The sequence below is a fragment of the Pseudomonas sp. AC211 genome (assembly GCF_979258055.1).
In genome coordinates, this window is sequence record NZ_OZ409830.1 from 5,006,194 (window position 1) to 5,029,778 (window position 23,585).

Genomic DNA, 23,585 nt, shown 5'->3' on the forward strand with positions numbered 1-23,585 from the left:
TCTCCTATTCCTTCGCCTGTTTCAGGGCCAGCACGTCTTTGGGGGTGACCATGTCACCGACGTTGTTGCCCCATGCGTTACGTTCGTAGGTGATCACTGCGGCAATATCCACTTCCGACAATTGCTTGCCGAACGCCGCCATGGCCGTGCCCTGTTTGCCGAAGAACACCGTGTGCAGGTGCTCTTCTTTCGGCCCGGTGGCCACCTTGGAGCCCTTGAGCGCCGGGAACATGGGCGGCAGGCCCTGGCCTTCAGGCTGGTGACAGGAAGCGCAGGTGATGTGGTAGACCTTGTCGCCGCGCTCAACCAATTCTTCGCGCGTCCATTCCTTGCTGGTCAGCTCTTTGAGCGCCAGGGCTTCCTGCTTGCGCTCATCCAGCCACTTGGCGAAATCTTCTTTGGATTTGACCTCGACCACGATTGGCATAAAACCGTGGTCTTTGCCGCACAGCTCGGCGCATTGGCCACGGTAAATGCCGGGCTTGTCGACCTTGGTCCAGGCTTCGTTGACGAAGCCTGGAATGGCATCGCGTTTCACCGCCAGGGCCGGCACCCACCACGAGTGGATGACGTCGGCGGCGGTGATCAGAAAGCGCACTTTGGTGTTGGCAGGAATCACCAGCGGCTGATCCACTTCCAGCAGGTAATGCTCGTCTTTGGGCGCCTGGTTATGGATTTGCTCGGTAGGCGTGGCCAGGTTGCTGAAGAACTCGACCTCTTGCCCGAGGTATTTGTAGTTCCACTTCCACTGATAGCCGGTGACCTGGATATCCAACTCCGACTCGCTGCTGTCGTAGATTTTGATCAGGGTCTTGGTTGCCGGAACGGCCATCGCCACAAGGATGATGAAGGGCACTACGGTCCAGAGAATCTCGACCGTCGTACTTTCATGGAAGTGTGAGGCGACCTGGCCGGTGGAACGGCGGTGGACCAGCATCGACCAGAACATGGCGCCGAATACCAGCACGCCGATGACGGCGCAGATCAGGAAGATTGTCATGTGCAGATCGAACACGGCGTTACTTGTAGCCGTTACACCCTGCGTCATATTCATGGTCCAGGCAGCGTTTGCCTGGCTGAATACCGACCACAGCAGGAGGCCCATCCAAACTCGTGGATGTCGCATCATTGCGGGTTCCCCTTATCGTTCTTGTTATCCCGCCGGCTATGCCTGCGGCCAAGGAAGCGTCTGCTAGAAAACTGACTTAGCTGTCGCACCCTCGCCTTGCCGTGGCTCAGTCCGGGTTCATCAGGTCATGTGTTTCGAATCAGCCTTTCGAGTCGGAGTATAGCCAGCGACTTGCACCTCGCAATGTCGAGGCAAAAATCGCCGCAACCGGCCAGGCCTTGTGCTAAAGCCCCCGGTTCTATTGGCTTGGAGAAAGGTGTAACGCCAGCGTTATAACGGGCTAGCATAAAGGTTTCGTAATTATGACAATCCGGTCTTAACACCCGCTCGCTGCCAGCTAATGTCTCTGTCTTCGACCTGTTTCATCCGTGAACGGGGCTGTCCATTTACCCATGTCCTTTGTTTGGGAGCAGTCATGAAAACCGCCGCACTGCGCGAGCTGATCCAGCGCGCCCATCAACACGAAGCCGATAGCGCCAACCTTGCCAACCTGCTGGAACAAAAAATGCCCGAGCTGCACCACACCATTCGATTACCCGAAGGTGATGGCAAGCAGGCGCTGGTGCGTTTTGTGAAGGCTTATATCGATCAAGTGCCAGACATTTTGGACGCCGCCAACCAAGTGGCGCGGGATGCAGGCATAGAGGGGCAGATCAAACCGGTGCTGAAAGTCGCCGAAGCGTTTTTCCTGGAACCGTCAGCGCTGATGGACGGCCACGAAGGATTGGACGGCATGCTCGACGAGGCCTACCTGGCCCACCGTCTGGTTGAAGAAGTGAACGACCGTTACATCACCCATTTAGGCCAGCCACTGATTCCGCTGGACACGACCCTGGCCAACGTAATCGCCCACCAACTGATCGGCGAACCCTTCGCCAACGAGTTGGATGAAGTGGTTCACCGCGCAGTGGATGGCATGCTCGAAGCGAGCATTTTCGAACAGGAGTCGGTGCAGGCTTACCGCAGCCGCCTTAGCAACCCCATCACCCATGCTGCGTGGAAAAAAGTGGCCGTGTTTTCGCAGCAACTGGGTGTGGAGTTGCAAGGGTTGGGGTGAGCGTTATATGGACCCGTTAGGCGATCTCGATCACGGGCACGCCATTGACGGCGCTGGATACCGTGGCGCCGCTGCTGCGATCCAGCAGAATTTCTGCGGTGGCCCAACTTGGCGAGCCTGCCAAGAGCAGAGACAGCACCAAACGTTTAAGCGAATAAACGGGCGCAATCGAAGGAAGTGAAATGGCCAGGGTGGCTCGCTGCTGCCCGGGCTTGCGCTGGGCGGTGGAGATTTCGGCGACGGGGATAAGAAAGCCCAGGGGCTTGCTGAAAATAAGGCGAAAGCAGTGTTTGTTCATGGCCGCGACCTGGATTAAAAGTCGGACCAGCGTAGGTGTCCGCTGCAGGAAGCTATGCAGGAAAAGCCTCTGTACCCTCAGGCACGCTTTCCCTTTTTTACGCGACAAAAAAGCAATGGCGTTGCCGAAACCTTCGGCTCGTCCTTTCCACTTAATGCTGATTCCAACGGGAAAGAACGCGGTCGAAACCGCGTTCTTTCCGTTCCGATTAAGCGCCGGCCATACGATAAACGCTGATCAAGACCTCATGTTCACTGACACCATCAATGGAGCCAACGAAGATGTAGTCGTTGAGCCAGGCGTGCTTGCCCGGTTGGGTTTTAAACGAGGGCACGGTGCGGCAGTAGAAGTCGGTTTCTTTCATGTCTTTGAATTCGAGACCTTTGGCTTGTTTGGCCAAGCCCGATTCGTTCAAACGCCAGATGCCGGCGTTGTCGATGATGATGATTTCGCCGTCATCGGTTTTCAGCCGGTACAGGGCGTTGATGCGGGTGACGCCGTCTTCGCGCATCACCGACATGTCGGCGCCGCCGGGCACCACGGTGCCTTTCATGGGTTTGCCGTCGATGTCTTTGCCCACAAAAGTACCGCCGGCAATGGGGTAGTTCACCCGGGTGCCGTCCGGGCCTTTACCCATTTCTTCGCGCGGGCCGAGCTGCACGTTGATTTGCAGCACCAGCTCGTTGGTCAGGCGATTGGCGATCTTCTCTTTAAGCTCGGCGGCCTGGCCGGCAGTAGCGGCTAGCAGCAAGGCCAAACCGGTGCAGGTGTGCAGGAATGTGCGGGACAATTTCATGGTTTACGCTCCTTCAATTTCAGAAATTAAAGCGATCGGACGCCACCGTCCGATCGCCGTTGGGATTCACTTCAGGGGATCAGGTCGGCACGGCTGTTTGAGCAAGGTGTCGCAGGCCGGCAGGGCGCTCGGAATGTCGACGCCGGTCAGCTCGCCCAGCACCAGCCGCGACGGATGTGCGTCGTCGTGCAGCACGCTGTTGCGGCTCGGGATGGAGAAGTAGTCAAAGCCATAACCACCGGTGCGCGACGGCGCGTCGATCCAGATCCGCAGCTGCGAGCCTTTGCGGAACGGGTGGGAAAACGGCGGAATTTCCATCCGGCCCAACGTCGGCACATTCGGCAGCATCGGTTGCACGGAGTCCGGTGTGTCGAGCAGCCACGGGCGAAGCGCGGTGGAGCGCGCGTCATCGAGCTTACGCGCCGACATCCGCAGCCAACCGCGCTGCACATACACTTCCTGGCCGTCGGGGCGCACTTCGGTGACGGTGACTTGTAGGTCGGTATCCGGTGCCAGAAAGGTGGTCACCCACAGGTCTGCGCTCGCGGTGCCGTAGCTCAGAAAATCACGCGTCAGCGGCGCGCTGGTGTAAGCCAGGCTGCCTTCGCGCCAGATTGGATGCTGCGGGCCCCAGGCGTTGTCCTTGAGGAAGGTGTTCACGTCTGGTCCGGGGATCGGATAGTTGTAGCCATCTGGCGCACCGCTGCCTTTGCCGTTTTCAATCAGCTGACCTTTTTCGCTGAGGGCGAAGGTCACCGGCTTGGGTTTCAACGGGTAGCTGTCGCGCTCGATGGTCCAGGTCGGCCGTGCAGTTTCGTTGGGCTCATGGCGGCCGTTGCGGTTGTCCGCCACCGTTTCCTGCCACATTTCCAGACGTGGCGTTTTCTCGAAACCGTTGTTTTCACCTTTGACGAAATGGTCGAGGAAGGCCCCCAGTTTTTGCGGAAACGCTCGGACTCGTACAGGTTGTGGCCGCCGCTGGCTTGCACCATCCACAGCTGTTTGGGGTCGAGCCGCTCTTGGTAGTAACCCTCGCGCGCCAGCACGGCTTCGTCTTGCCAGGCTTGCATGGACAACACCGGCACCTTGATCTGCGCCGCGCGGTCTCGCGGGCTGCTGCGCTGCTCGGTCCACTCATCACGTAGCGGGTGGCGGAGCAGGTTGTACATCAGCGAGGTGCCGACCACCTTGGCTTGGTTTTCGGCCACTTGCGCCAGGCAGCGCTGGTCATGCTCTGCCTCGGCGCTGGCTTTCACCGCTTGCCAGCGCTGGTCGACGAACCAGTGCCAGGTGGTGGTGAATTCCTGGTTCGGCACGCCGCCAGGCGCCCAGCTGTCGCCTCGGGCGTCGCCCAGCACCATGCCGGGGGCGATGGCTTTGAGGTGTTTGGGCTGCTCTTCGGCGGTCATCAGTTGCGACATGCCGGCCCACGACCAACCGAACATGCCGATGTTGCCGTCGGACCAACTTTGGCTCGCCGCGAATTCAATCGCGTCGCGGCCGTCGGTGCCGTATTGCGGGCCGAGAAAGTCGAAGGTGCCTTGTGAGCAACCAGTACCGCGGGCCTGCACGCCCATGACGGCGTAGCCCTTTTCGACCAGCTCTTTGTCCATGGCGACCGAGAAGGTTTCGTTGTCACCCAGATACGCCGGGCCGCCGATGCTGCCGGAGTCGTAGCCGCTATAGCGCACCAGCACGGGGAATTTTCCCTCGGCTTTGGGCAGCAGCACGGAGTAACGCAGCTCTGTGCCGTCGGCGGCTTTCAGGTAGCCGGTCACGCGCTTGCCCCAGAACGCCTCGAAGCTGCGATCGGACGGCGGCATGCCTTCATCTTCAGGCGCCTGGGCCATGGCCACGCCGTGGGTGCCAAGCAACAAGGCCAGGCTCAATGCGCCGCAGCGCAGCGGGTGTTTTAGATAGGTCGAGTACATAAGCAAACTGTCCCGCTGTGATTAAAAGTTTTTGGAAACCGACGCCACGACAGTGGCCGAACACTCGCCGGCGCGCCCAAAGGCTGACATGCACTCAGCCTGCGACAGGTCGGTGTCGATGTAGGTGGCTTTCCAGTCGAGGCCAAACATCTTCTTGCTGAGCGCCACGCTCCAGTCGTAGTAGGTGCTGCGATAGTCGCCGCTGCCGTCGCGGTAGGCCATTTCATCGTGGGTATCGCTGTAGCCGTAACGCACGTTCAGCAGGGTCTGGTAGGGCATCGGCTGAGCGTATTCCACCCAGGTGATGATCCGGTCGTTGTCGCGCTCGGGAATCTTGATGCCCAGCGGCGCCAGCTCTTTGGCCAAAGCCTCCAGAGCCGGCGGGTTTTGCAGGTCGTTGGTGTATTTGAAACCTGCGGTGGCGCCTTTGTAGCTGAAGGTGCCGACCCACTCGTGGAAGTTCACCCAGCTGTCTTTCGGGTAGTCGTAGGCGACATACGCCAGTGAGAACCGCGTGTTTTCGCTGAGGGGCCGGGCAATACCGACGAAGTAGTCGAATTCGCGGCGAGTGTCGGTACCGAAATCGACGTTACTGGTGAACACGCCGGCAAACACGCCGGACGGTTTGTGAACCAGATTGGCGACGGTTTGCAGCACCGGGTCGCCCTGGGTCAGAGAGAAACCGCCGACGCGGTAGTCGCTCGCGGCGATGACGGTTAAATCCAGCATTACCTCGGGGGTCAGGTCGATGGCGTGGCTGGTGACTGAAAAACTCAGAGCGGCGCTCGCAAGGCTCCACTTGATAAGGGTGTTCATGTGTTTCTGCTCCGTTTTGTTGTGATTGATGTGGCAGAAAAAACCGCTGGCTCTTGTTGTTTTGGGTGCAGCTTCGCGATGGTCATCGCTGCGCTTTGTGGGGCGCTTTTATGTTTTTTTGGGCAAAACGACCCCGTCGGCTCGAAAGGCTCGAGTCGAAATTTTTCTTGTACGAAGGGGCGTCGCTCGGTGTTGCAGGTGAGGTTGCGGGTGTTGGGTGGTGACGTTCTCCGTTGCAGGTTAAGAAGCGTGTCGATGCAGCTTGAACTCAGGCATCTGAGCGAATCCTGTTCCACAGCCTGGTCAGCAACCGCTGCGCGGCAGCTTTTTCGGCGGCTCGATCTGGAACAGCAAATGGCGGTCGGCCTCGGGTACGAACAGGTTTTTCTCCGTCAGCAGCTCAGGGTTGATCAGCGGCGTGCTGGCTGGATTGGGATTGGGGTAGCCAATCTGGTTGGTGATGCGCGCGATCACTTCCGGTTGCAGCAGGAAGTCGATAAACGCATGGGCCTGTTTGGTGTTTTTTGCCGTGGCGGGAATCACCATGTCGTCCGACCATTGCAGCGTGCCTTGGCGCGGCAAGGCCATGCGAATGTCGATGCCGTTGTTCGCGGCCAGCGCCATATTGCGCGCCGCCAGCATGCCGCCCGACCAACCCAGCGCCAGGCAGATATCGCCATTGGCCAGGTCTTGCGGGTATTTGGCCGAGTTGAAATAGCGCACATAGGGACGGATGGATTTCATCAAGGCTTCGGCCTTGGCGTAATCCTCAGGCTTGTCGCTGCTGGGGTTCAGGCCCAGGTAATGAAGGGCGATGGGCACGACTTCGTCGGGGCTGTCGAGGATGGCCACGCCGCACTGGCTGAGCTTGGCGATGTTTTCGGGTTTGAACAGCAGGTCGTAGTCGCGCATGTCGACGTCTTTGCCCAACACCGCTTCGACCTTGGCTTTGTTGTAGCCGAGCAGCGTGCTGCCCCACAGGTAGGGCACGGCGTAGCGGCTGCCCGGGTCGAGTTGCTGACGCTGCGCCATAAAGGCGGGGTCCAGTTCTTTGAAGTGCGGCAGTTGCTCGCGGTCCAGCGGTTGCAGCGCCTTGGCATTGATCAGGTTGGGCAACTGGCTGCTGCTGGGAAACGCGACGTCGTAGCCAGCCGAGCCGGTGAGCAGCTTCGCCTCAAGGGTTTGCGGGCTGTCGAATACGTCGTACAGCACGCTGATGCCGGTCTGGTCTTTGAAGTCTTGCAGCACGTCTTTGGGCAGGTATTCGATCCAGTTGTAGATACGCAGCTCGCCACCGATCTTCTCGGCATTGGCGGCCGCCGTAACGCCGCTGAGCAGCAGCCCGATCAAGCAATTTTTCAGCACAGGGTTCATGGCACTTCCTCGAAGCGGTTACAACGCGCGGGCCAGGGAACGGATGAGGCGCAGAGTGTCGACGTCCAGCACGCTCTCGGCAATGGGCAGCGACGATTGCTTGACGATGACCACCTGCTGGGCGAAGTCGACATACAAAATTTGTCCGTGAATACCCACCGCCAGCAACGCCTCCTGGGGGTACACATACCACTGGCTTTTGTAGGTGGCGCCGGGGCTCCACAGGGCGAAGTTTTCATTGGCGGCGTAAATCGCCGGGTCGCCGCCTTGCAGAACGGAGTCGATAGCGGCCGCCGGAATGAGTTGCCGTCCCTGAACCTCGCCCTTGGCCAGCAGCAGCGCACCGAAGCGTGCCATGTCCCGTAACGTGGCATTAAAGCCGGCGCCGGCGACGTTGCGACCCCACGGGTCTGCCACGAAATAGCCGTCGCGTTCGCAGCCAAGCCCTTGCCACACGTCGCGCAACTGTTCGGCGCAGCTGCGCCCGCTGGCCCGCTCCATCACCCAGGCCAGGGCTTCGGTGGTGGCGGTCACGTAATGGAAGAAGCCGCCGTGTTCACCGTTCTTGCGGGTTGCCGGCAGGTATTCGTAAAGCGACTGGCTGACGGTGAGGCCGGGCGGCGGCACGGTCAGCCCGCAGGCGTAGCCGAACTGCGAGCTTCCCGAGAGCGGGTCGTCATAGACCTCGTCGTAATCGATGGCGACAGCCATGTCCAACAGTTGGCGCACCGTGGCGTCACCAAAGGCGCTGCCGGTGAGTTCCGGCACATAGTGGCTGGCCAAGGCGGCGTCGCGCAGTTGCCCGGAGCCGACCATGGCTTCGGCCAACACGCCAATCAGCGATTTGGTCACCGAAAACATGATGTGGCGTTTGTGCGACTGGTGGCCGTTGAAGTAGTGCTCTTGCACCACGGCGCCGTTTTTCATCACCAGCCAACCATCGGTGCAACTGGCTTCCAAGTGTTCTTGCAGCGTGACCAGTCGACCCGCAGCGCTTTCGAAGCGGAAGTAGTCGATGGCCTGCGGCGCACTCAACAGCGGCGAACAGGGCGACGCGCCGCGTTCGACGGTGATACTCGGGCGGATGCGCCCCAGGTTGTGAAATGCCCAGCGGTTGTGGGGTGGGGTCATGAAGTTGTGCCACGTAACGCGGTGCTCGGCAGCGGGCGGGAACCCTTGCATCAAGGGCGCAGCGGGCGGCGCACCGTCTTCATAAGCACCCAATAAAGCCTGGGTGAATTCGCTGTTCATGGGGCATGTCTCGTCGTTGGCGATGACATGTTTTATTCATATAAATTTTTATAGTCAACTAAAAATATTGACCGCAATCTAAATTTGCCTAAAATCAGCCACTTATCAAAGCGTGCTCAGGAGACCTCGGCGTGACGGGATTACGGCAGCGACAGAAAGAACAGCGCAGGGAAGCGATAGTCGCGGCGGCGTTGGCGCTCTTCGAGACACAGGGCTTTGCTGCCACGACGGTAGAACAGATAGCGGTACAAGCCGGCGTGTCGACGCCCACGGTGTTCAATTACTTCGGCAGCAAACAGGAAATTCTCCTGGCCCTGGTCGAGCACGCCGACAAGCAAGCCATCATCGATGCGCGCTCGCAGATTCCCGATTTTGATAACGCTGTGGACGCGATGTGCCACCTGGAATCGCTAATCGTGCGGCACGAACTGAAAGTGTTGCCACCGGCCATTTGGCGCGAGCTGCTGCCATTGGGGCTGCTCAACGAACCTGCCGGCCAATTCACCGACATGAACGCCGGGCTGATCGTTGAAATCGCCAACCTGTTGCGCGAGCTGCAAGGCAAAAAAATGCTCCGCGCCAGCGTGGACGTCGACTTCGTCGCCTACTTCCTCAACGACTACAGCTCCATGCTCTTCATGCGCCTGGTGCAAGCCGACGTGCCCGACTTCGACGCCCACGCGCAGCGTATTCGGCAGATGACGCAGACGCGTTGTTTGATGGGTTGAAGCCTTGAGCGAAGCGGAGATTTAGTCGAGGAGCCCGCCAAAACGAGGCAACATTTTTCACTTGGTTTGTACGGTCATTAAAGAAAATGACTTTTCGCGCCATGGCTAGAGCTCCCGTGCTGCGGGCGTTTTGCGCTTTTTTTAGAGATAATGCTCGAGGCCTTTGAAGATAAACCCGCTTTGTAACACCGCGTCTAATGCTTCATGCCCACAAAAAAGCCCGCTCATCACGAGCGGGCTTCTTCATTTCCCAACACTCAACTGCAGAGCATTAGAACGCCGGAACGATGGCGCCTTTGTATTTCTCTTCGATGAATTTCTTCACTTCCGGAGTACGCAGGGCTTTGGCCAGTTTCTGGATGCCGTCGGAGTCTTTGTTGTCTTCACGGGCAACCAGGTTGTTGACGTAGGGGAGTCGCTGCCTTCGATAACCAGCGCGTCTTTTTTCGGGTCGAGCTTGGCTTCCAGCGCGTAGTTGGTGTTGATCAGGGCCAGGTCAACTTGGCTCAGTACGCGCGGCAGAGTGGCTGCTTCCAGTTCGCGGAACTTCAGGCCTTTCGGGTTTTCGCTGATGTCTTTGCTGGTGGCCAGGATGTTCTTGGTGTCTTTGAGCTTGATTAGGCCAGCTTTGTCGAGCAGCAGCAGGGCACGGCCGCCGTTGGTGGCGTCGTTGGGGATGACCACGGTGGCGCCTTGTGGCAGCTCGTCGAGCTTTTTGTATTTGCTCGAGTAAGCGCCGAAGGGTTCTACGTGAACGCCAACCACGCTAACCAGGTGAGTGCCGCGGCTTTTGTTGAATTCATTCAGGTACGGTTGGTGCTGGAAGAAGTTGGCGTCCAGACGCTTTTCGGCAACTTGTACGTTGGGTTGCACGTAGTCGGTGAAGACTTTTACTTGCAGGTCTACGCCTTCTTTGGCCAGGGCTGGCTTCACGAATTCAAGAATTTCGGCGTGGGGCACGGCGGTAGCGGCAACGGTCAGGGTTTCGGCGTGGGCGGAAAACGCCGCAACGGTGGCCAGGGCAGCGAGCAGTTTTTTCATCTCTGGGTTCCTTGTGGGATGCAGTGTTGGCGGCTAGTGGCCGCACTCGTTTAGTGACGGTTTATTCGAACGAATTGCAGTTATTTTTTGCAGCGCTATTTGCGGGAAAAGTGCACCACCAGCTTGTCGCCAACGGTTTGCAGCACTTGCACCAACACCAGCAACAAAATGACGGTAACCACCATCACATCCGGCTGGTAACGCTGGTAGCCGTACACGTACGGCCAGGTCGCCCAAACCACCGCCGCCAATCAGACCGGACATCGCGGTATAGGAGACCAATGTAATCGCGGTCACGGTAATGGCCGCCACAATGCCCGGCAGCGCTTCTGGCAGCAGGGCGTTGACGACAATTTGCCGAGTCGTCGCGCCCATGGCCTGGGTGGCTTCGATAATGCCGCGGTCGACTTCACGCAGCGCGGTTTCCACCAGGGCGCGCGAAGAATGGGGTGGCGCCGACTACCAGAGGGGCGGAATGGCCCCGGCCACGCCTAGCGAGGTGCCCGTAATCAGCACGGTCAGTGGAATCATGACGATCAGCAGAATGACGAAGGGCACCGAGCGCAGCACGTTGACCACCAGCGACAGCAGGGCATAAAAACCCTTTTGCTCGAACATTTGCCGAGGGCTGGTGAGAAACAGCAGCACGCCAAGCGGCAGGCCGAGAATCACGGTAAACAGCAGCGAACCGCCGAGCATGCTTAGGGTATCGAGACTGGCCTGCCAGATTTCCGCCCAGTCAACGTTGGGGAGTAAGGCTTCCATCAGCGCAGAACCTCCAGATGCACGTCACTGGTACCGAAGCGCGCCAGCGCTGCGTCGATGTCACCGCCCGTCAACGCCAGGGTGAGCTGGCCGTAAGGGGTGTCTTTGATGTGGTCGATTCGGCCGGCAAGAATGCTGTAATCGACGCCGGTTTCCCGCGCCACCACACCCAGCAGCGGTGCGTAGGTTGCCTCGCCCTGGAATGTCAGCCGCACGATGCGACCGGTTACGTGGGCAAAGTCGTCGCGCTGCTCATCTTCATCAATCTGCTCGGCTTCCATCACGAAACGCTTGGTGGTTGGGTGCTTGGGGTGCAAGAACACCTCGGTGACCGGCCCGTGCTCGACGATAACGCCGGCATCCATCACCGCCACGCGGTCGCAGACGCGGCGGATCACGTCCATCTCATGGGTAATCAGCACGATGGTCAGCTTCAGTTCGCGGTTAATCTGCGCCAGCAATTCCAACACCGAGGCGGTGGTTTGCGGGTCTAGCGCGCTGGTGGCTTCGTCGCAAAGCAGAATTTTTCGGCTGTGTCGCCAAGGCGCGAGCAATGCCCACGCGTTGCTTCTGACCGCCCGACAGCTGCGCCGGAAATTTCCTGGCGTGATCGGTCAGGCCAACCCGCTCAAGCAATTGGTTAACACGCTGCTCGATGGCACTGGAAGACAGCTCGCCTGCCAGCTTCAGCGGCAGGGCAATGTTGTCGGCCACGGTTTTCGAGGACAGCAGGTTGAAGTGCTGAAAGATCATGCCGACCTGCTGACGGAAGCGGCGCAGGCCATTGGCGTCGAGGCCGGTGACGTCTTCGCCGTCTACCTCGATTCGCCCGCCCGAAGGCTCTTCCAAGCGGTTGATCAAACGCAGCAGGGTACTTTTGCCGGCGCCGGAATGGCCGATGATGCCAAACACTTCGCCACTGGCGATGCGCAGATCGGTGGGCTGTAAGGCGGCGATGTCGCGGCCGTTGACGCGATACGCCTTGTGGACGTGATGAAAGTCGATCACTCGTTAAACCTTTTGGGTCTGGCGGTCTGCCGGATAGGCATAAGTGGCGCTAGTCTACCCGGCGCTCTATAGACCGCAAAAATCTTTGTAATCCTATGGTTATAGCTTTCTGCTCTAAGCGAGCGAAGCCGTTGCCACAGTCTAGAAGGTGCTGCGGTGGAAGGTAGTGCGCTGTCGCCCGGCCGCCTGGAACACCAGCCGGGCGCTGGCCTCATTCCTTGGCTTGCGGAGTGAGCAACAGGCGCGGCACTTGCTCCAGCTTGACGGCTTGGGACAGGCGTGGACTGTAGCTCGGATCGAGGCGCTTGATCCGCGCCAGCAACAGGGACGCAACCCAGGGGTAGTCCTTGTTCTGGCGTACTTCGATGCGTACGTCGCAGTCGAAGGCCACCACATCGGCGGCCACGGCATCGAGCAGACTGCGCAGGCGCTCGTTGTCTTGGTTGTCCAGCATGGGCATCGGCACCACGCTGGAAGCGGCGCCTGGGTTGATGACGCGAGCGCTGGGTTTGGCAGGCGCGACAACCGGCTCGGCCGCCGGGGCAACTTCGGCCGTGGCCGTGGCGGCTTTGCTTTGGCGCTCGGCGGCCAGGCGTTGTTGGCGTACTTGTTCGGCTTTTCCCGCAGCTTCTTTGGCGGCGGTCTGAGCGGCGGCGCGGGCGCGAGCCTGGTCAGCGGCCGAGAGTTCTGCGGCACGCGCCTGGGCGATGGAATTATCCAGGCCTTTGGTCAGCGCTGGCGCTTGCGGCATCAGGCTGCGGGCGTGGCTGAGGGCTTTGGTGGCGGTGTCGAGATCGCCTTGCTGCAGGGCGTCGTTGCCTTGTTTCAGGTAAGCATCGGCCAACTGGCGCTGATACTGCTCCAGGCGCGTGTCGCCCTGGGCACGCGGAGCGATGGTGGCGAGCTGGCTTTCAGCAGCGCCAAGCTGACCGTCGTTAAGGCTCTGTTCAACCTGGCGGAAGGCCACGATCAACTCGTCCGGCGGCAGGCTGGCCACTTTCGGCGCCGCGCTTTGGCATGCGCCTAACAGCAGAGAAATCGCCAGAACGGGTAGATAACGGGAGGCGAACGGCTTCATCTATGCAGGTCTCGGGGTGCGCAAAAACCGGCGAGTTTACACCGCCGGGCGCGCCTGGGCGACAGGCGGCTTCAGGCGTGGCGACGGGGCAGGGCGAAGCTGAGCAGAAACAGCGCAGCGGCGCTGACAACGATGGAGGGGCCGGCCGGCGTGTCTTTGAACCACGACAGCGACAACCCGGCGCACACCGCCACCAACCCCAACACGCTGGCGCCGCCCGCCATTTGCTCGGGCGTGCGCGAATGGCGCTGCGCAGCGGCCGCCGGAATGATCAGCAACGAGGTGATCAACAGCACACCGACGATTTTCATTGCCACTGCAATCACCACCGCAATCAACAACATCAGCGCCAGGCGCAGGCCGGCCACCGGCAAACCTTCCACCTTGGCCAGTTCTTCATGCACCGTAACGGCCAGCAGCGGCCGCCACATCAGGCTTAACGCAACGAGCACCAACGCGCTGCCGCCGAGAATCCAGGCCAGGTCGGCGCTGCTCACGGCCAACAAATCGCCGAACAGGTAGCCCATCAGGTCGATGCGCACATCGTGCATAAAGCTCAGTACTACCAGCCCCAGCGACAACGTGGTCGGCGCCAGAATCCCCAGCAGCGTGTCGGATGCCAGCGGTTGGCGCTGCTGCAAGGTCAGCAACAACAGGGCGAGCAGCACGCAGCCCACCGTAACCGCCACGGTTGGGCTGACATCCAGCAAAAAGCCCAGGGCCACGCCGAGCAACGCGGCGTGGGACAACGTGTCGCCGAAATAGGCCATGCGCCGCCACACCACAAACGAACCCAGCGGGCCCGCGACGAGCGCCAGCGCGAGACCGGCAAGCAATGCGTTAACGAGGAAATCAGGCATGGTTGCAGCCGTCTCCGTGTACATGCGGCTGCACCTGACCGTGGATGCGCAAACCGTTTACGCCGGACGCGTCGGTCACCACGCCGCCGTGCAGGTCGTGGGCGTAGTCGTGGTGGTGGTGATAAATCGCCAGGTCCTGGGCGTCCTTTCCAAACAGCTCGGCGAAGGCGGGATCGCCGCTGACCTGCTCGGGATGCCCGGAGCAGCAGACATGGCGGTTGAGGCATACCACTTGGTCGGTGGTACTCATGACCAGATGCAAATCGTGGGAGACCATCAGCACGCCGCAGCCGTGGCGGTCGCGCAGGCGGGTGATCAAGCGGTACAGGTCGGCTTGGCCGGCCACGTCTACGCCTTGCACGGGTTCGTCCAGCACCAGCAGCTCGGGCTTGCGCAGCAACGCACGGGCTAGCAACACGCGCTGCAGTTCGCCGCCGGAAATGTTCTGCAACGGGCTGTCGATCACCTGGCTGGCGCCCACTTCTTCCAGCGCGGCCAGCGCGGAGGTGCGGTCGACCTTGGGCACCAGGCGCAGGAAGCGCAACACGGTGAGCGGCAGTGTCGGGTCGACGTGAAGTTTTTGCGGCATATAGCCGATGCGCAGTTTCGGCTTACGCCAGACGCTGCCCACTTCGGTTTTCAGCAAGCCCAGCACGGCGCGCACCAGGGTGGTTTTACCTGCGCCGTTGGGGCCGATCAGCGTGACGATTTCGCCGGGCTGCACGCTCAGTTGCACGTCGCTGAGCACGGCTTGCCCGGCAAAGCTGACGCCCACGCCATCAAGGCGAATTAAAGCCTCGCTCATGACTTTTTCTGACAGCCGGAGCAGACGCCGACCACTTCCACGGTCTGGCTTTCAACGGTGAAACCCACGTCGCTGGCGCCGGCGACGATGGCCTGGCTGATGGCGTCGTTGGACAGCTCAATGGCGGCGCTGCAGGTGCGACAGATCAGAAACTGACCTTGGTGCGCGTGAGCAGGGTGGTTGCAGCCGACGAAGGCGTTGAGCGAGGCGATGCGGTGCACCAGGCCATTTTCAAGCAAGAAATCCAGGGCGCGGTACACGGTCGGCGGCGCGGCGCGGCGGCCGTCCTGCTCGGTCAGCACGCCGAGAATGTCGTACGCACCCAGTGGCTTATGGCTTTGCCACACCAGCTCCAGCACACGACGGCGCAAGGCAGTAAGGCGCAAACCGGCGCGCTCGCAAATAGCGTCCGCCTCGGTGAGGGCGTTGTGCACGCAGTGGGAATGGTCGTGGGGGCGTGAAGCCAAAGGTGTGAAGATCATTGGGCGGCGACGGCTGGTGAGAGAGACGTTATTCTATAACCCTTTTCCCGGCGAGTGTGTTCCCGTGTCGCGTTTCCTTGTGATCTTTCTGCTGTTTTTTTGCGCAACCGCCCAGGCCGATGTGCGCGTTCTCACCAGCATTAAACCGCTTCAGCTGATAGCGGCCGCGGTGCAAGACGGTGTAGGCACGCCCGAAGTGCTGCTGCCGCCTGGTGCCTCGCCGCATAACTATGCGTTGCGCCCTTCGGACGTTCGACGCGTGGCTGAGGGTTCAGTTGCTTTACTGGATCGGCCCTGACATGGAGAGCTTTCTGCCGCGCGTACTGAAAAGCCGCAGCCTGCCCAGCGTGGCGGTGCAGGACTTGCCAGGCCTGAGCCTGCGTCATTTCGGCGAAGGCCATGACCATGCCGACGAGGCCGACCACAGCGGCGACACCGATGAGCACGATCATGATCACCAACCCGGCAGCCTGGATGCGCATTTGTGGTTGCTGCCGGCCAACGCACGGGTGATCGCCGAACGCATGGCCGCCGACCTGAGCACGGCAGACCCGGCGAATGCCGCGCGGTACCAAGCCAACGTGAAGGCGTTTACCGAGCGGTTGGGCGCGCTGAATGCACGCCTGAAACAGCGCGTGGCGGGCGTGGCGGGCAAGCCATATTTCGTCTTTCACGAGGCCTTTGACTACTTCGAGTCGGCCTACGGCCTGAAGCACGCCGGGGTGTTCAGCATTGCCAGCGAAGTGCAGCCGGGCGCCCAACACGTGGCGGCTATGCGCGAGCGACTGCAACAGGCGGGTCCGACCTGCGTATTCAGCGAGCCACCGCTACGCCCACGCTTGGTCAACACGCTGAGCGCAGGCTTGCCGGTGCGCCTGGCAGAGCTGGATGCATTGGGCGCGAAGGAAATCGCGGTAGACGCCCACGGGTATGAGCGTCTATTGGAAACCTTGGGCGACGAGCTGGCGGGTTGCTTGGAAGCGCTGTGAGCTACAGCGCAAACGGCAGCGACAGGTGCACATCCTGGCGCTGCGCCAGGCGGCGGCGGAACTCGTCGGGGTTGTGGATAAGCACATCCTGACCGGCGAACGATTCGGCTGCGATCAGCCGCGAAATCCAGAAGCGCAGGCACGCCACGCGGAGCATCACGGGCCACAACTGCGCTTCGTTCGGCGTGAACGGACGCAGCGCCGCATACGCACCCAGTAAGGCTCTGGCGCGCGGGCCGTCGAGCTCGCCGCTGGCGTTGGAGCACCAATCGTTCACGGCGATGGCGACGTCATACAGCATGGGTCCCGAGCAGGCGTTGTAGAAATCGATCAAACCCGCCAGCGTCGTGCCGTCGAACAACACGTTGTCGCGAAACAGGTCAGCGTGCAGGTTGGCGCGGGGCAACTCGAAAATCGCGTGGTAGTAGATTTCAACGTCTTTTAACGCGTCGGCCATCAGCGCTTGGTCGGCCATATCGAGTTTGGCCAGCAGTGGCGCACCGTCGCTGCGCATCCAGTCCAGTCCACGGTCACTGCGGCGTTCCAGTACCTTGCCGCGCGTGGCGTTGTGCAAGTTGGCCAGCAGCGTGCCCACTTCCGCGCAGTGGTGAGCATTGGGCTGCTCAACATGTTTACCGGCCAAGCGCGGCTGCAGCAGCGCCGGTTTGCCGGCCAGGCTGCGCAACGCCTCGCCATCGCGGGTGCGCAGGGCGTAGGGCACCGGCAGCCCAGCGTCGTGCAGGGTGTCGAGCAGTTCGATGAAAAACGGTAAATCGCCAGTCGGCCCGCGCTCGACGAGCGTCAGCACGAACTCGCCCTGCTCCAGGCTGACAAAGAAATTGCTGTTCTCGCTGCCGGCGCTGATGCCTTGAAAGTCGCGCAGCTGGCCAAGGCCGTAAGGCGCTACAAATGCTTCCAGCTCAGGACGGCTGAGGGGGTGAATACCGACATCGAGAACCTGCCAACTGCTTATAAGGAGGGTGGAATTAGGCGCCGCTTACCATTTGAAGATTTCCCAGGCGGGAATCAGCATGTCTGGATTGTCGGAGCGGATGAAGTTGCCGTCGCTGCCATCGGCGCGTACCAGGAAGTAGGGCTTGCCGCCTTTTGGCGTGACCTTGATGGCGTACAGGAAGCCGTTTTGGCGGTACTCCTGAATGGTCTTGTCGCCGTCTTGGCGGATGGTTACGTCCGGATCGCCGCTCACCGGTTCGTCTTCGGCGTAAGCGTTCAGCGAGCCCGCAGCGAGCAAGCCGGCCAGCAGTAAGCTAGAAAGAGTGCGCATGGTAACCTTGTCCCTTTGTTGTCAACGGTGCGGCCATTCTAACAGGCCGCCGCGAAACTACTGACGTGGCATTCAGACGCCCAGGCTTGGCCCTTTGCTGAACATTGCCCCGCGCACCGTTGCTCGCTACATTTTTCAGCTGTCCGTACACCACGGCCCGTCTTATAGGTTGATTCCGCGCATGTCTCAGACTCCTCTCGTCCTCGTAGACGGTTCGTCCTACCTTTACCGTGCTTTCCCACGCTTTGCCGCCGCTGACCACGTCCAAAGGCTTGCCCACCGGCGCCGTTAAAGGCGTGCTGAACATGTTGAAAAGCCTGCGCAAGCAGTACCCGCAAAGTCCGTTTGCGGTGGTATTCGACGCAAAGGGCGGCACATTTCGCGACGAGCTGTTTGCCGATTACAAAGCTAATCGCCCGTCCATGCCGGATGACCTTCGCGTGCAGATCGAGCCGCTGCATGCCAGCGTGCGCGCCCTTGGTTATCCGCTGCTTTGCGTGGAGGGCGTGGAGGCCGATGACGTTATCGGTACGCTGGCCCGGCAATGCGCTGCCCAAGGCCGCGACGTGGTCATTTCCACGGGCGACAAAGACATGGCCCAGCTGGTTTGCCCGCACGTTACGTTGGTCAACACCATGTCGGGAAGCGTCTACGACATTGATGGCGTTAAGGAGAAATTTGGTGTCGGTCCTGAGCTGATCATCGATTACCTGGCGCTGATGGGCGACAAGGTCGACAACATTCCTGGCGTGCCCGGCGTTGGCGAAAAAACGGCCGTTGGGCTTCTTGTAGGTGTTGGGGGCGGTCTCGACGTGCTGTACGCCAATCTCGACAAAGTACCGGAGCTGCCCATTCGCGGCGCCAAAGCGTTGCCAGCCAAGCTGCTTGAGCACAAGGAGATGGCCTTTCTTTCCTATCAGTTGGCGACGATCAAGCTGGACGTGCCGCTGGATATCGAAATCGAAAGCCTGCACCCCGGCGAGCAAGACCGCGTAGCCCTGGCGGCGCTGTATTCGCTACTGGAATTCAAGAGCGGTTTGGACGAACTGGCGCGCGACGCCAAGGCCGCCGACATTGCCGCGATTCGCTCCGGCGGCGCCACGGGCGGGCTGTTCGATGAGCCTGCCAATGTGGGGGCAGCAAACGCGTTGGCAGAAAACACGGAGCCGGCGCCAGCAGTGAGCGCTAATTACGAAACAGTGCTCGAGGCCGAGCGCTTTGCGGTATGGCTGGAAAAACTGCACAAGGCCGACCTGATTGCCTTCGATACCGAAACCACCGGTCTTGATGCTCAGCAGTCGCAGCTGGTGGGGCTTTCGTTCGCCGTGCAACCCAACGAAGCGGCCTACATTCCACTGACCCATTCGTACATGGGCGTACCGGCCAGCTTGATCGCGATTTGGTGCTGCGCGCGCTCAAACCGATTCTGGAAGATCCGCACAAAGCCAAGGTCGGCCAGCACGCGAAATACGACATCAACGTGTTGGCGAACTGCGCCATCGGCGGCGACCCGGACCAGGGCATCCATGTGCGTGGGCTGAAGTTCGACAGCATGCTCGAATCCTATGTGCTCGACTCCGTGGCCACGCGCCACAACATGGACGCGCTGGCGCTCAAGTACCTCGATCACACCACCATCGCGTTCGAAGAGATTGCCGGCAAAGGCGCGAAGCAGCTGACCTTCGACCAGATTTCCCTGGAGCAAGCAGGGCCTTACGCGGCAGAAGACGCCGACATCACCCTGCGTCTGCATCAAGCGTTGTGGAAAAAGCTGGAAGCAACGCCGACTCTTGCCAAGGTACTTAACGACATCGAGATGCCGCTGGTTCCGGTGCTCGCGCGCATCGAACGCAACGGTGCGCTGGTGGACGCGAATCTGCTCGGCATTCAAAGCCATGAGCTGGGCGAGAAAATGGTCCAGCTGGAGCGTGAAGCGTTCGCCATCGCCGGCGAAGAATTCAACCTGGGCTCGCCCAAACAACTGGGCGTGATTCTGTATGAAAAGCTCGGCTTGCCAATTCTGAGCAAAACCGCGAAAGGTCAGGCATCCACTGCGGAAGCGGTATTGGCCGAGCTGGCGGAGCAGGACTTTCCGTTGCCCAAGGTGCTGATGCAGTACCGCTCGATGAGCAAGCTAAAGAGCACCTACACCGACCGCCTGCCGGAACAGATCAACCCGCGCACCGGGCGTATTCACACGTCTTACCATCAGGCGGTAACGGCGACCGGGCGGTTGTCTTCGACCGATCCGAACTTGCAGAACATTCCGATTCGTACGGCGGAAGGGCGCCGCATTCGCCAGGCCTTTATCGCGCCGCCGGGCTATCAGTTGTTGGCGGCGGACTATTCGCAAATTGAGCTGCGCATCATGGCGCACCTGGCTCAAGACGAAGGTTTGTTGCATGCCTTCCGCAACGACCTGGACGTACACCGCGCCACCGCAGCGGAAGTGTTTGGCGTCGAGCTGGAACAGGTCACCATCGACCAGCGCCGCAGCGCCAAGGCCATTAACTTCGGGCTGATTTACGGCATGAGCGCGTTTGGCCTGGCCAAGCAGATCGGCGTCGACCGCAAGCAGTCGCAGGCCTATATCGACCGCTATTTCACCCGCTATCCGGGCGTATTGGCGTACATGGAGCGCACCCGCGAGCAGGCCAGCGAGCAGGGCTATGTCGAAACGCTGTTTGGGCGCCGTTTGTACTTGCCGGAAATCCATTCCAAGAACGCCGGTTTGCGCAAAGGCGCCGAGCGCACGGCAATCAACGCGCCGATGCAGGGCACGGCGGCCGACATCATTAAGCGGGCGATGGTGAAGGTGGACAACTGGCTTACGGAATCCGGGCTGGATGCCAAAGTTATTCTGCAAGTGCACGACGAATTGGTGCTCGAAGTGCGCGAAGACCTGGTCGACACCGTGAGCGCGGAAATTCGCCAGCGTATGAGCGAAGCCGCTGAGCTGGATGTGCCGCTGTTGGTTGAAGTCGGAATCGGCGCTAACTGGGATGAAGCGCACTAGAAAGGGCGTCTCGGGCATTTTTCTGCTGCGGCATAACGCCGCACAGAAATGGATAGCTAGTAAGCTAACGGAATTACCAAGACATTTCTTATTACTAACCGGTTTTAAGGGGCCGGTGAACTTTCCACAAATGGGGGCGGTCAGAGTTACTGAATGGCTGATGAAGCCCTTCGGTGCTCCTATGTTGTGTTAAGTGTTGGCAGATATCTGAGCCCCGCCCTAGCGGTTCAGACCCTTAAACCCCGAGCCTCCTCCCTCCCCATACGAAGCTCGGGGTTTTTTTGCCTGCGATTTACTCGGCCACCACCGTGTCTTCCAGCTCCATCCAGCGAGCCAGCACGGCCTGGGCCTCTTCAATACCCTGACGCTTTGGCGCTGAGAACAGCTGAATACTCACCCCGTCGCCCCAGCCTTTGCGCAGGTCTGTCTGCACTTTTAGCAATGCATTCTTGGCGGCACCGTAGGCCAGCTTGTCGGCTTTGGTCAGCAGGATATGCATAGGCATTTCGCTGGCTGCGGACCAGTCGAGCATCAGCCGATCAAACTCGGTGAGCGGGTGGCGAATGTCCATCATCAGCATCAGCCCTTTCAGGCTTTCGCGGCTGCCCAGGTAGGCTTCGAGGTGGCGCTGCCAGTGCAATTTCAGCGGAATTGGCACCTTGGCGTAGCCGTAACCGGGCAGGTCGACCAAGCGGCGTTCTTCGTCCAGACGGAAAAAGTTCAGCAGTTGCGTGCGGCCCGGCGTCTTAGACGTACGGGCGAGAGCGGCGTGGGTCAGCGTGTTGAGGGCGCTGGATTTACCGGCGTTGGAGCGACCGGCAAAGGCCACTTCGTAGCCTTGGTCGTCCGGGCATTGATCAACTTTTGCGGCGCTGATCATGAACGCAGCCTGTTGGCACAGACCGATGATGGGGTTTTTAGCTTGCATCGAATTTTCCGGTGAGGGCGGTGCCAGTAGGTGGCCCGGCGTGCGGTGTCGTTTCCGTTTCGGTGACGCCAGTATATAATGCCGCAGATTTTGTGTGCGCTTTGTCCGGTATAAGGGCAAGCATTTGCAGGAAGGATTTACCGATTTCGCTCAACAGAATGCGGAACGTTCCTCACTGATGAGGTTGATCTGATGAAGTTGTTACTGCTCACAGCCACTACCCTGTTGTTGTCCTCCATGGCTCACGCAGCCCAGGACCCGGAAGCGGTATTCAACCGTTCCTGTGGAGCCTGCCATAATGGACAACTGCCGATGGCCCCTAAAAAAGGTGACACGGCTGCTTGGACCCCGCGGTTGGCCCAAGGCATGGATACGCTGGTGAAGCATGTAATCGATGGATTTAACGCCATGCCGCCTCGCGGCTTGTGCACCGACTGTAGCGCTGAAGACTTCCAAGCCATCATCCACTGGATGAGCAAGTAAGCCACGCGTTGATTCTCTCCCTTTAGCCGTAATTGGATTAGCTGATGAACAAAGTACTCGTGAGTCTGCTGTTGACCCTGGGCATCACCGGTATGGCTCATGCCGCAGGCGACGCCGCTGCAGGTCAAGGCAAAGCAGCTGTATGTGGCGCTTGCCACGGTGCCGACGGCAACAGCCCTGCGCCAAACTTCCCGAAACTGGCAGGCCAAGGCGAGCGCTACCTGCTCAAGCAACTGAAAGACATCAAATCCGGCGACCGCGTGGTGCTGGAAATGACCGGCATCCTCACCCCCCTGAGCGATCAGGACCTGGCAGAACATCGCTGCCTACTTCTCCAGCCAGAAAATGAGCGTCGGTACAGCCGATCCGAAACTGGTGGCGCGCGGTCAGGAAATCTTCCGCGGCGGCAATTTGGAAACCGGCATGCCAGCGTGCACCGGTTGCCATTCGCCAGACGGCGCCGGCAACGCAGCCGCTGGCTTCCCGCATCTGGGCGGCCAACACGCCACTTATGTCGCCAAGCAGCTGACCAATTTCCGCGAAGGCGAGCGCACCAACGACGGCGATAACATGATCATGCGCGGCATTGCAGCTAAGCTGAGCAACAAGGATATCGCGGCGGTATCCAGCTACATCCAGGGCCTGCATTAATCGCGCAACGGTAATATCCGGTACGCATTAGCGGGCAGAAAAGGGTGGCGAAAGCCACCCTTTTCCGTTGGAGCCGCCCGTACAATGTTGGCCCCCAACCGGGAACCCGCCGTCGGGCAATCGGTCGAAATCCAGCTCGCTATCGGGCGAGTTTTATCCGCCAAGGAGTAAAGCATGCGTAACCTGATTTTCAGCGCTGTCCTCGCCACCGCGAGCCTGATCGGCATGACTGCGACCGCCACCGCCGCGCAGCCGATCGAAGCCGGCAAACAATATGTCGAGCTCAGCAGCCCTGTTCCGGTTTCCAAGCCCGGCAAAATCGAAGTGGTTGAACTGTTCTGGTACGGCTGCCCGCACTGCTACCACTTCGAGCCCACCATCAATCCATGGATCAAAAAGCTGCCTGCCGATGTTCACTTCATCCGCATTCCAGCCATGTTCGGCGGCGTGTGGGATGCCCACGGCCAGCTGTTCGTGACCCTCGAGTCCATGGGCGTTGAAGAAAAAGTACACGGCGCCATTTTCGACGCCATTCAAAACCAAGGTAAAAAGCTCGCCAAGCCTGAAGAAATGGCTGATTTCCTCGCCACTCAGGGCATCGATAAAGACGAGTTCCTCAAGGCTTACAACTCCTTCGGCGTGAAGAGCCAGGTCGAGAAAGACAAGAAGCTGGCCTTGGCTTACCAAATCAGCGGCGTACCGACCATGATCGTCAACGGTAAATACCGTTTCGACATCGGTTCGACCGGCGGCCCGGATCAAGCCCTGCAAGTGGCTGATCAATTGATCGCCAAAGAACGCGCAGCGAAGTAAC

The 23,585-nt window shown here is 60.0% G+C and carries 18 protein-coding genes and 7 pseudogenes; 7 read left to right on the plus strand and 18 right to left on the minus strand.

Going from position 1 to position 23,585, the window contains the following annotated elements; all coding sequences use genetic code 11:
• Positions 1–4 precede the first annotated feature (4 nt).
• A complete protein-coding gene (gene coxB, locus ACZZZP_RS23250) occupies positions 5–1,129 on the minus strand; it encodes a cytochrome c oxidase subunit II (protein ID WP_463384281.1) in 1,125 nt (374 codons plus the stop codon).
• A gap of 415 nt (positions 1,130–1,544) precedes the next feature.
• Here coxB and ACZZZP_RS23255 point away from each other — a divergent pair, with 415 nt between their 5' ends.
• On the plus strand, positions 1,545–2,186 hold the full coding sequence (locus tag ACZZZP_RS23255; RefSeq protein ID WP_463536877.1) for a hypothetical protein: 642 nt from the start codon (positions 1,545–1,547) through the stop codon (positions 2,184–2,186).
• A gap of 16 nt (positions 2,187–2,202) precedes the next feature.
• Here ACZZZP_RS23255 and ACZZZP_RS23260 read toward each other — a convergent pair whose 3' ends face one another.
• The 7 genes from ACZZZP_RS23260 to ACZZZP_RS23290 form a co-directional block, all read right to left on the minus strand.
• Entirely contained in the window at positions 2,203–2,592 is a 390-nt protein-coding gene (locus tag ACZZZP_RS23260; protein ID WP_463536878.1) for an ESPR-type extended signal peptide-containing protein, read from the minus strand.
• 100 nt (positions 2,593–2,692) lie between these two features.
• Positions 2,693–3,280 carry a DUF3237 domain-containing protein gene (locus ACZZZP_RS23265; protein ID WP_122492227.1) on the minus strand — a complete coding sequence of 196 codons (588 nt, stop codon included), beginning with the start codon at positions 3,278–3,280 and terminating at the stop codon, positions 2,693–2,695.
• 66 nt (positions 3,281–3,346) lie between these two features.
• Complete coding sequence (locus ACZZZP_RS23270) at positions 3,347–4,132, minus strand: CocE/NonD family hydrolase C-terminal non-catalytic domain-containing protein (protein ID WP_463536879.1); 786 nt, start codon at positions 4,130–4,132, stop codon at positions 3,347–3,349.
• A complete protein-coding gene (locus ACZZZP_RS23275; RefSeq protein ID WP_463536880.1) occupies positions 4,048–5,211 on the minus strand; it encodes a CocE/NonD family hydrolase in 1,164 nt (387 codons plus the stop codon). The genes ACZZZP_RS23270 and ACZZZP_RS23275 overlap by 85 nt, the downstream gene beginning before the upstream one ends.
• Before the next feature lie 21 nt (positions 5,212–5,232).
• The gene (locus ACZZZP_RS23280) at positions 5,233–6,027 is read right to left on the minus strand and encodes a TorF family putative porin (protein WP_463384285.1); all 795 of its coding nucleotides are present in this window, start codon (positions 6,025–6,027) and stop codon (positions 5,233–5,235) included.
• 303 nt (positions 6,028–6,330) lie between these two features.
• On the minus strand, positions 6,331–7,401 hold the full coding sequence (locus tag ACZZZP_RS23285) for an extracellular solute-binding protein (protein WP_463536881.1): 1,071 nt from the start codon (positions 7,399–7,401) through the stop codon (positions 6,331–6,333).
• An 18-nt stretch (positions 7,402–7,419) separates the two neighbouring features.
• The gene (locus ACZZZP_RS23290) at positions 7,420–8,652 is read right to left on the minus strand and encodes a serine hydrolase domain-containing protein (protein ID WP_463384287.1); all 1,233 of its coding nucleotides are present in this window, start codon (positions 8,650–8,652) and stop codon (positions 7,420–7,422) included.
• Between the two features lie 131 nt (positions 8,653–8,783).
• Here ACZZZP_RS23290 and ACZZZP_RS23295 point away from each other — a divergent pair, with 131 nt between their 5' ends.
• Positions 8,784–9,380, plus strand: a complete 597-nt coding sequence (locus ACZZZP_RS23295; RefSeq protein ID WP_463536882.1) for a TetR/AcrR family transcriptional regulator — start codon at positions 8,784–8,786, stop codon at positions 9,378–9,380.
• Between the two features lie 271 nt (positions 9,381–9,651).
• Here the strand turns inward: ACZZZP_RS23295 and ACZZZP_RS23300 are convergent.
• The 7 genes and pseudogenes from ACZZZP_RS23300 to ACZZZP_RS23330 all read right to left on the minus strand — a co-directional run bounded on the left by ACZZZP_RS23300 (position 9,652) and on the right by ACZZZP_RS23330 (position 15,419).
• Positions 9,652–10,421, minus strand: a pseudogene (locus ACZZZP_RS23300) (MetQ/NlpA family ABC transporter substrate-binding protein).
• A gap of 95 nt (positions 10,422–10,516) precedes the next feature.
• Positions 10,517–11,186 (minus strand): annotated as a pseudogene (locus ACZZZP_RS23305) (methionine ABC transporter permease).
• Positions 11,186–12,194, minus strand: a pseudogene (locus tag ACZZZP_RS23310) (methionine ABC transporter ATP-binding protein). The pseudogenes ACZZZP_RS23305 and ACZZZP_RS23310 overlap by 1 nt, the downstream one beginning before the upstream one ends.
• 211 nt (positions 12,195–12,405) lie before the next feature.
• A complete protein-coding gene (locus tag ACZZZP_RS23315) occupies positions 12,406–13,272 on the minus strand; it encodes a PA5502 family lipoprotein (RefSeq protein ID WP_463536883.1) in 867 nt (288 codons plus the stop codon).
• 71 nt (positions 13,273–13,343) lie between these two features.
• Positions 13,344–14,132, minus strand: coding sequence for a zinc ABC transporter permease subunit ZnuB (gene znuB, locus ACZZZP_RS23320; RefSeq protein WP_463384290.1), 789 nt, complete (start codon positions 14,130–14,132; stop codon positions 13,344–13,346).
• A complete protein-coding gene (gene znuC, locus ACZZZP_RS23325; RefSeq protein ID WP_463384291.1) occupies positions 14,125–14,937 on the minus strand; it encodes a zinc ABC transporter ATP-binding protein ZnuC in 813 nt (270 codons plus the stop codon). Before znuC ends, znuB begins: the two co-directional genes overlap by 8 nt.
• Positions 14,934–15,419, minus strand: a complete 486-nt coding sequence (locus tag ACZZZP_RS23330; protein ID WP_122492239.1) for a Fur family transcriptional regulator — start codon at positions 15,417–15,419, stop codon at positions 14,934–14,936. Before ACZZZP_RS23330 ends, znuC begins: the two co-directional genes overlap by 4 nt.
• A 64-nt stretch (positions 15,420–15,483) precedes the next feature.
• Between ACZZZP_RS23330 and znuA the strand changes: the two are divergent.
• A pseudogene (gene znuA / locus ACZZZP_RS23335) lies at positions 15,484–16,408 on the plus strand (zinc ABC transporter substrate-binding protein ZnuA).
• 1 nt (position 16,409) lies between these two features.
• Here the strand turns inward: znuA and ACZZZP_RS23340 are convergent.
• Both ACZZZP_RS23340 and ACZZZP_RS23345 read right to left on the minus strand, forming a co-directional pair.
• A pseudogene (locus ACZZZP_RS23340) lies at positions 16,410–17,359 on the minus strand (homoserine kinase).
• Between the two features lie 46 nt (positions 17,360–17,405).
• Positions 17,406–17,693 carry a DUF2782 domain-containing protein gene (locus ACZZZP_RS23345; RefSeq protein WP_122492242.1) on the minus strand — a complete coding sequence of 96 codons (288 nt, stop codon included), beginning with the start codon at positions 17,691–17,693 and terminating at the stop codon, positions 17,406–17,408.
• Between the two features lie 181 nt (positions 17,694–17,874).
• Between ACZZZP_RS23345 and polA the strand changes: the two are divergent.
• Positions 17,875–20,709 (plus strand): annotated as a pseudogene (polA, locus tag ACZZZP_RS23350) (DNA polymerase I).
• A 292-nt stretch (positions 20,710–21,001) separates the two neighbouring features.
• Here the strand turns inward: polA and yihA are convergent.
• A complete protein-coding gene (yihA, locus tag ACZZZP_RS23355) occupies positions 21,002–21,637 on the minus strand; it encodes a ribosome biogenesis GTP-binding protein YihA/YsxC (protein WP_122492243.1) in 636 nt (211 codons plus the stop codon).
• Between the two features lie 192 nt (positions 21,638–21,829).
• On the opposite strand from yihA, the gene ACZZZP_RS23360 reads away from it, so the two are divergent.
• The 3 genes and pseudogenes from ACZZZP_RS23360 to ACZZZP_RS23370 all read left to right on the plus strand — a co-directional run bounded on the left by ACZZZP_RS23360 (position 21,830) and on the right by ACZZZP_RS23370 (position 23,584).
• The gene (locus tag ACZZZP_RS23360; protein WP_463384294.1) at positions 21,830–22,120 is read left to right on the plus strand and encodes a c-type cytochrome; all 291 of its coding nucleotides are present in this window, start codon (positions 21,830–21,832) and stop codon (positions 22,118–22,120) included.
• 44 nt (positions 22,121–22,164) lie between these two features.
• A pseudogene (locus ACZZZP_RS23365) lies at positions 22,165–22,771 on the plus strand (c-type cytochrome).
• Between the two features lie 174 nt (positions 22,772–22,945).
• Positions 22,946–23,584, plus strand: coding sequence for a thiol:disulfide interchange protein DsbA/DsbL (locus ACZZZP_RS23370; RefSeq protein ID WP_463384295.1), 639 nt, complete (start codon positions 22,946–22,948; stop codon positions 23,582–23,584).
• Position 23,585 lies beyond the last annotated feature (1 nt).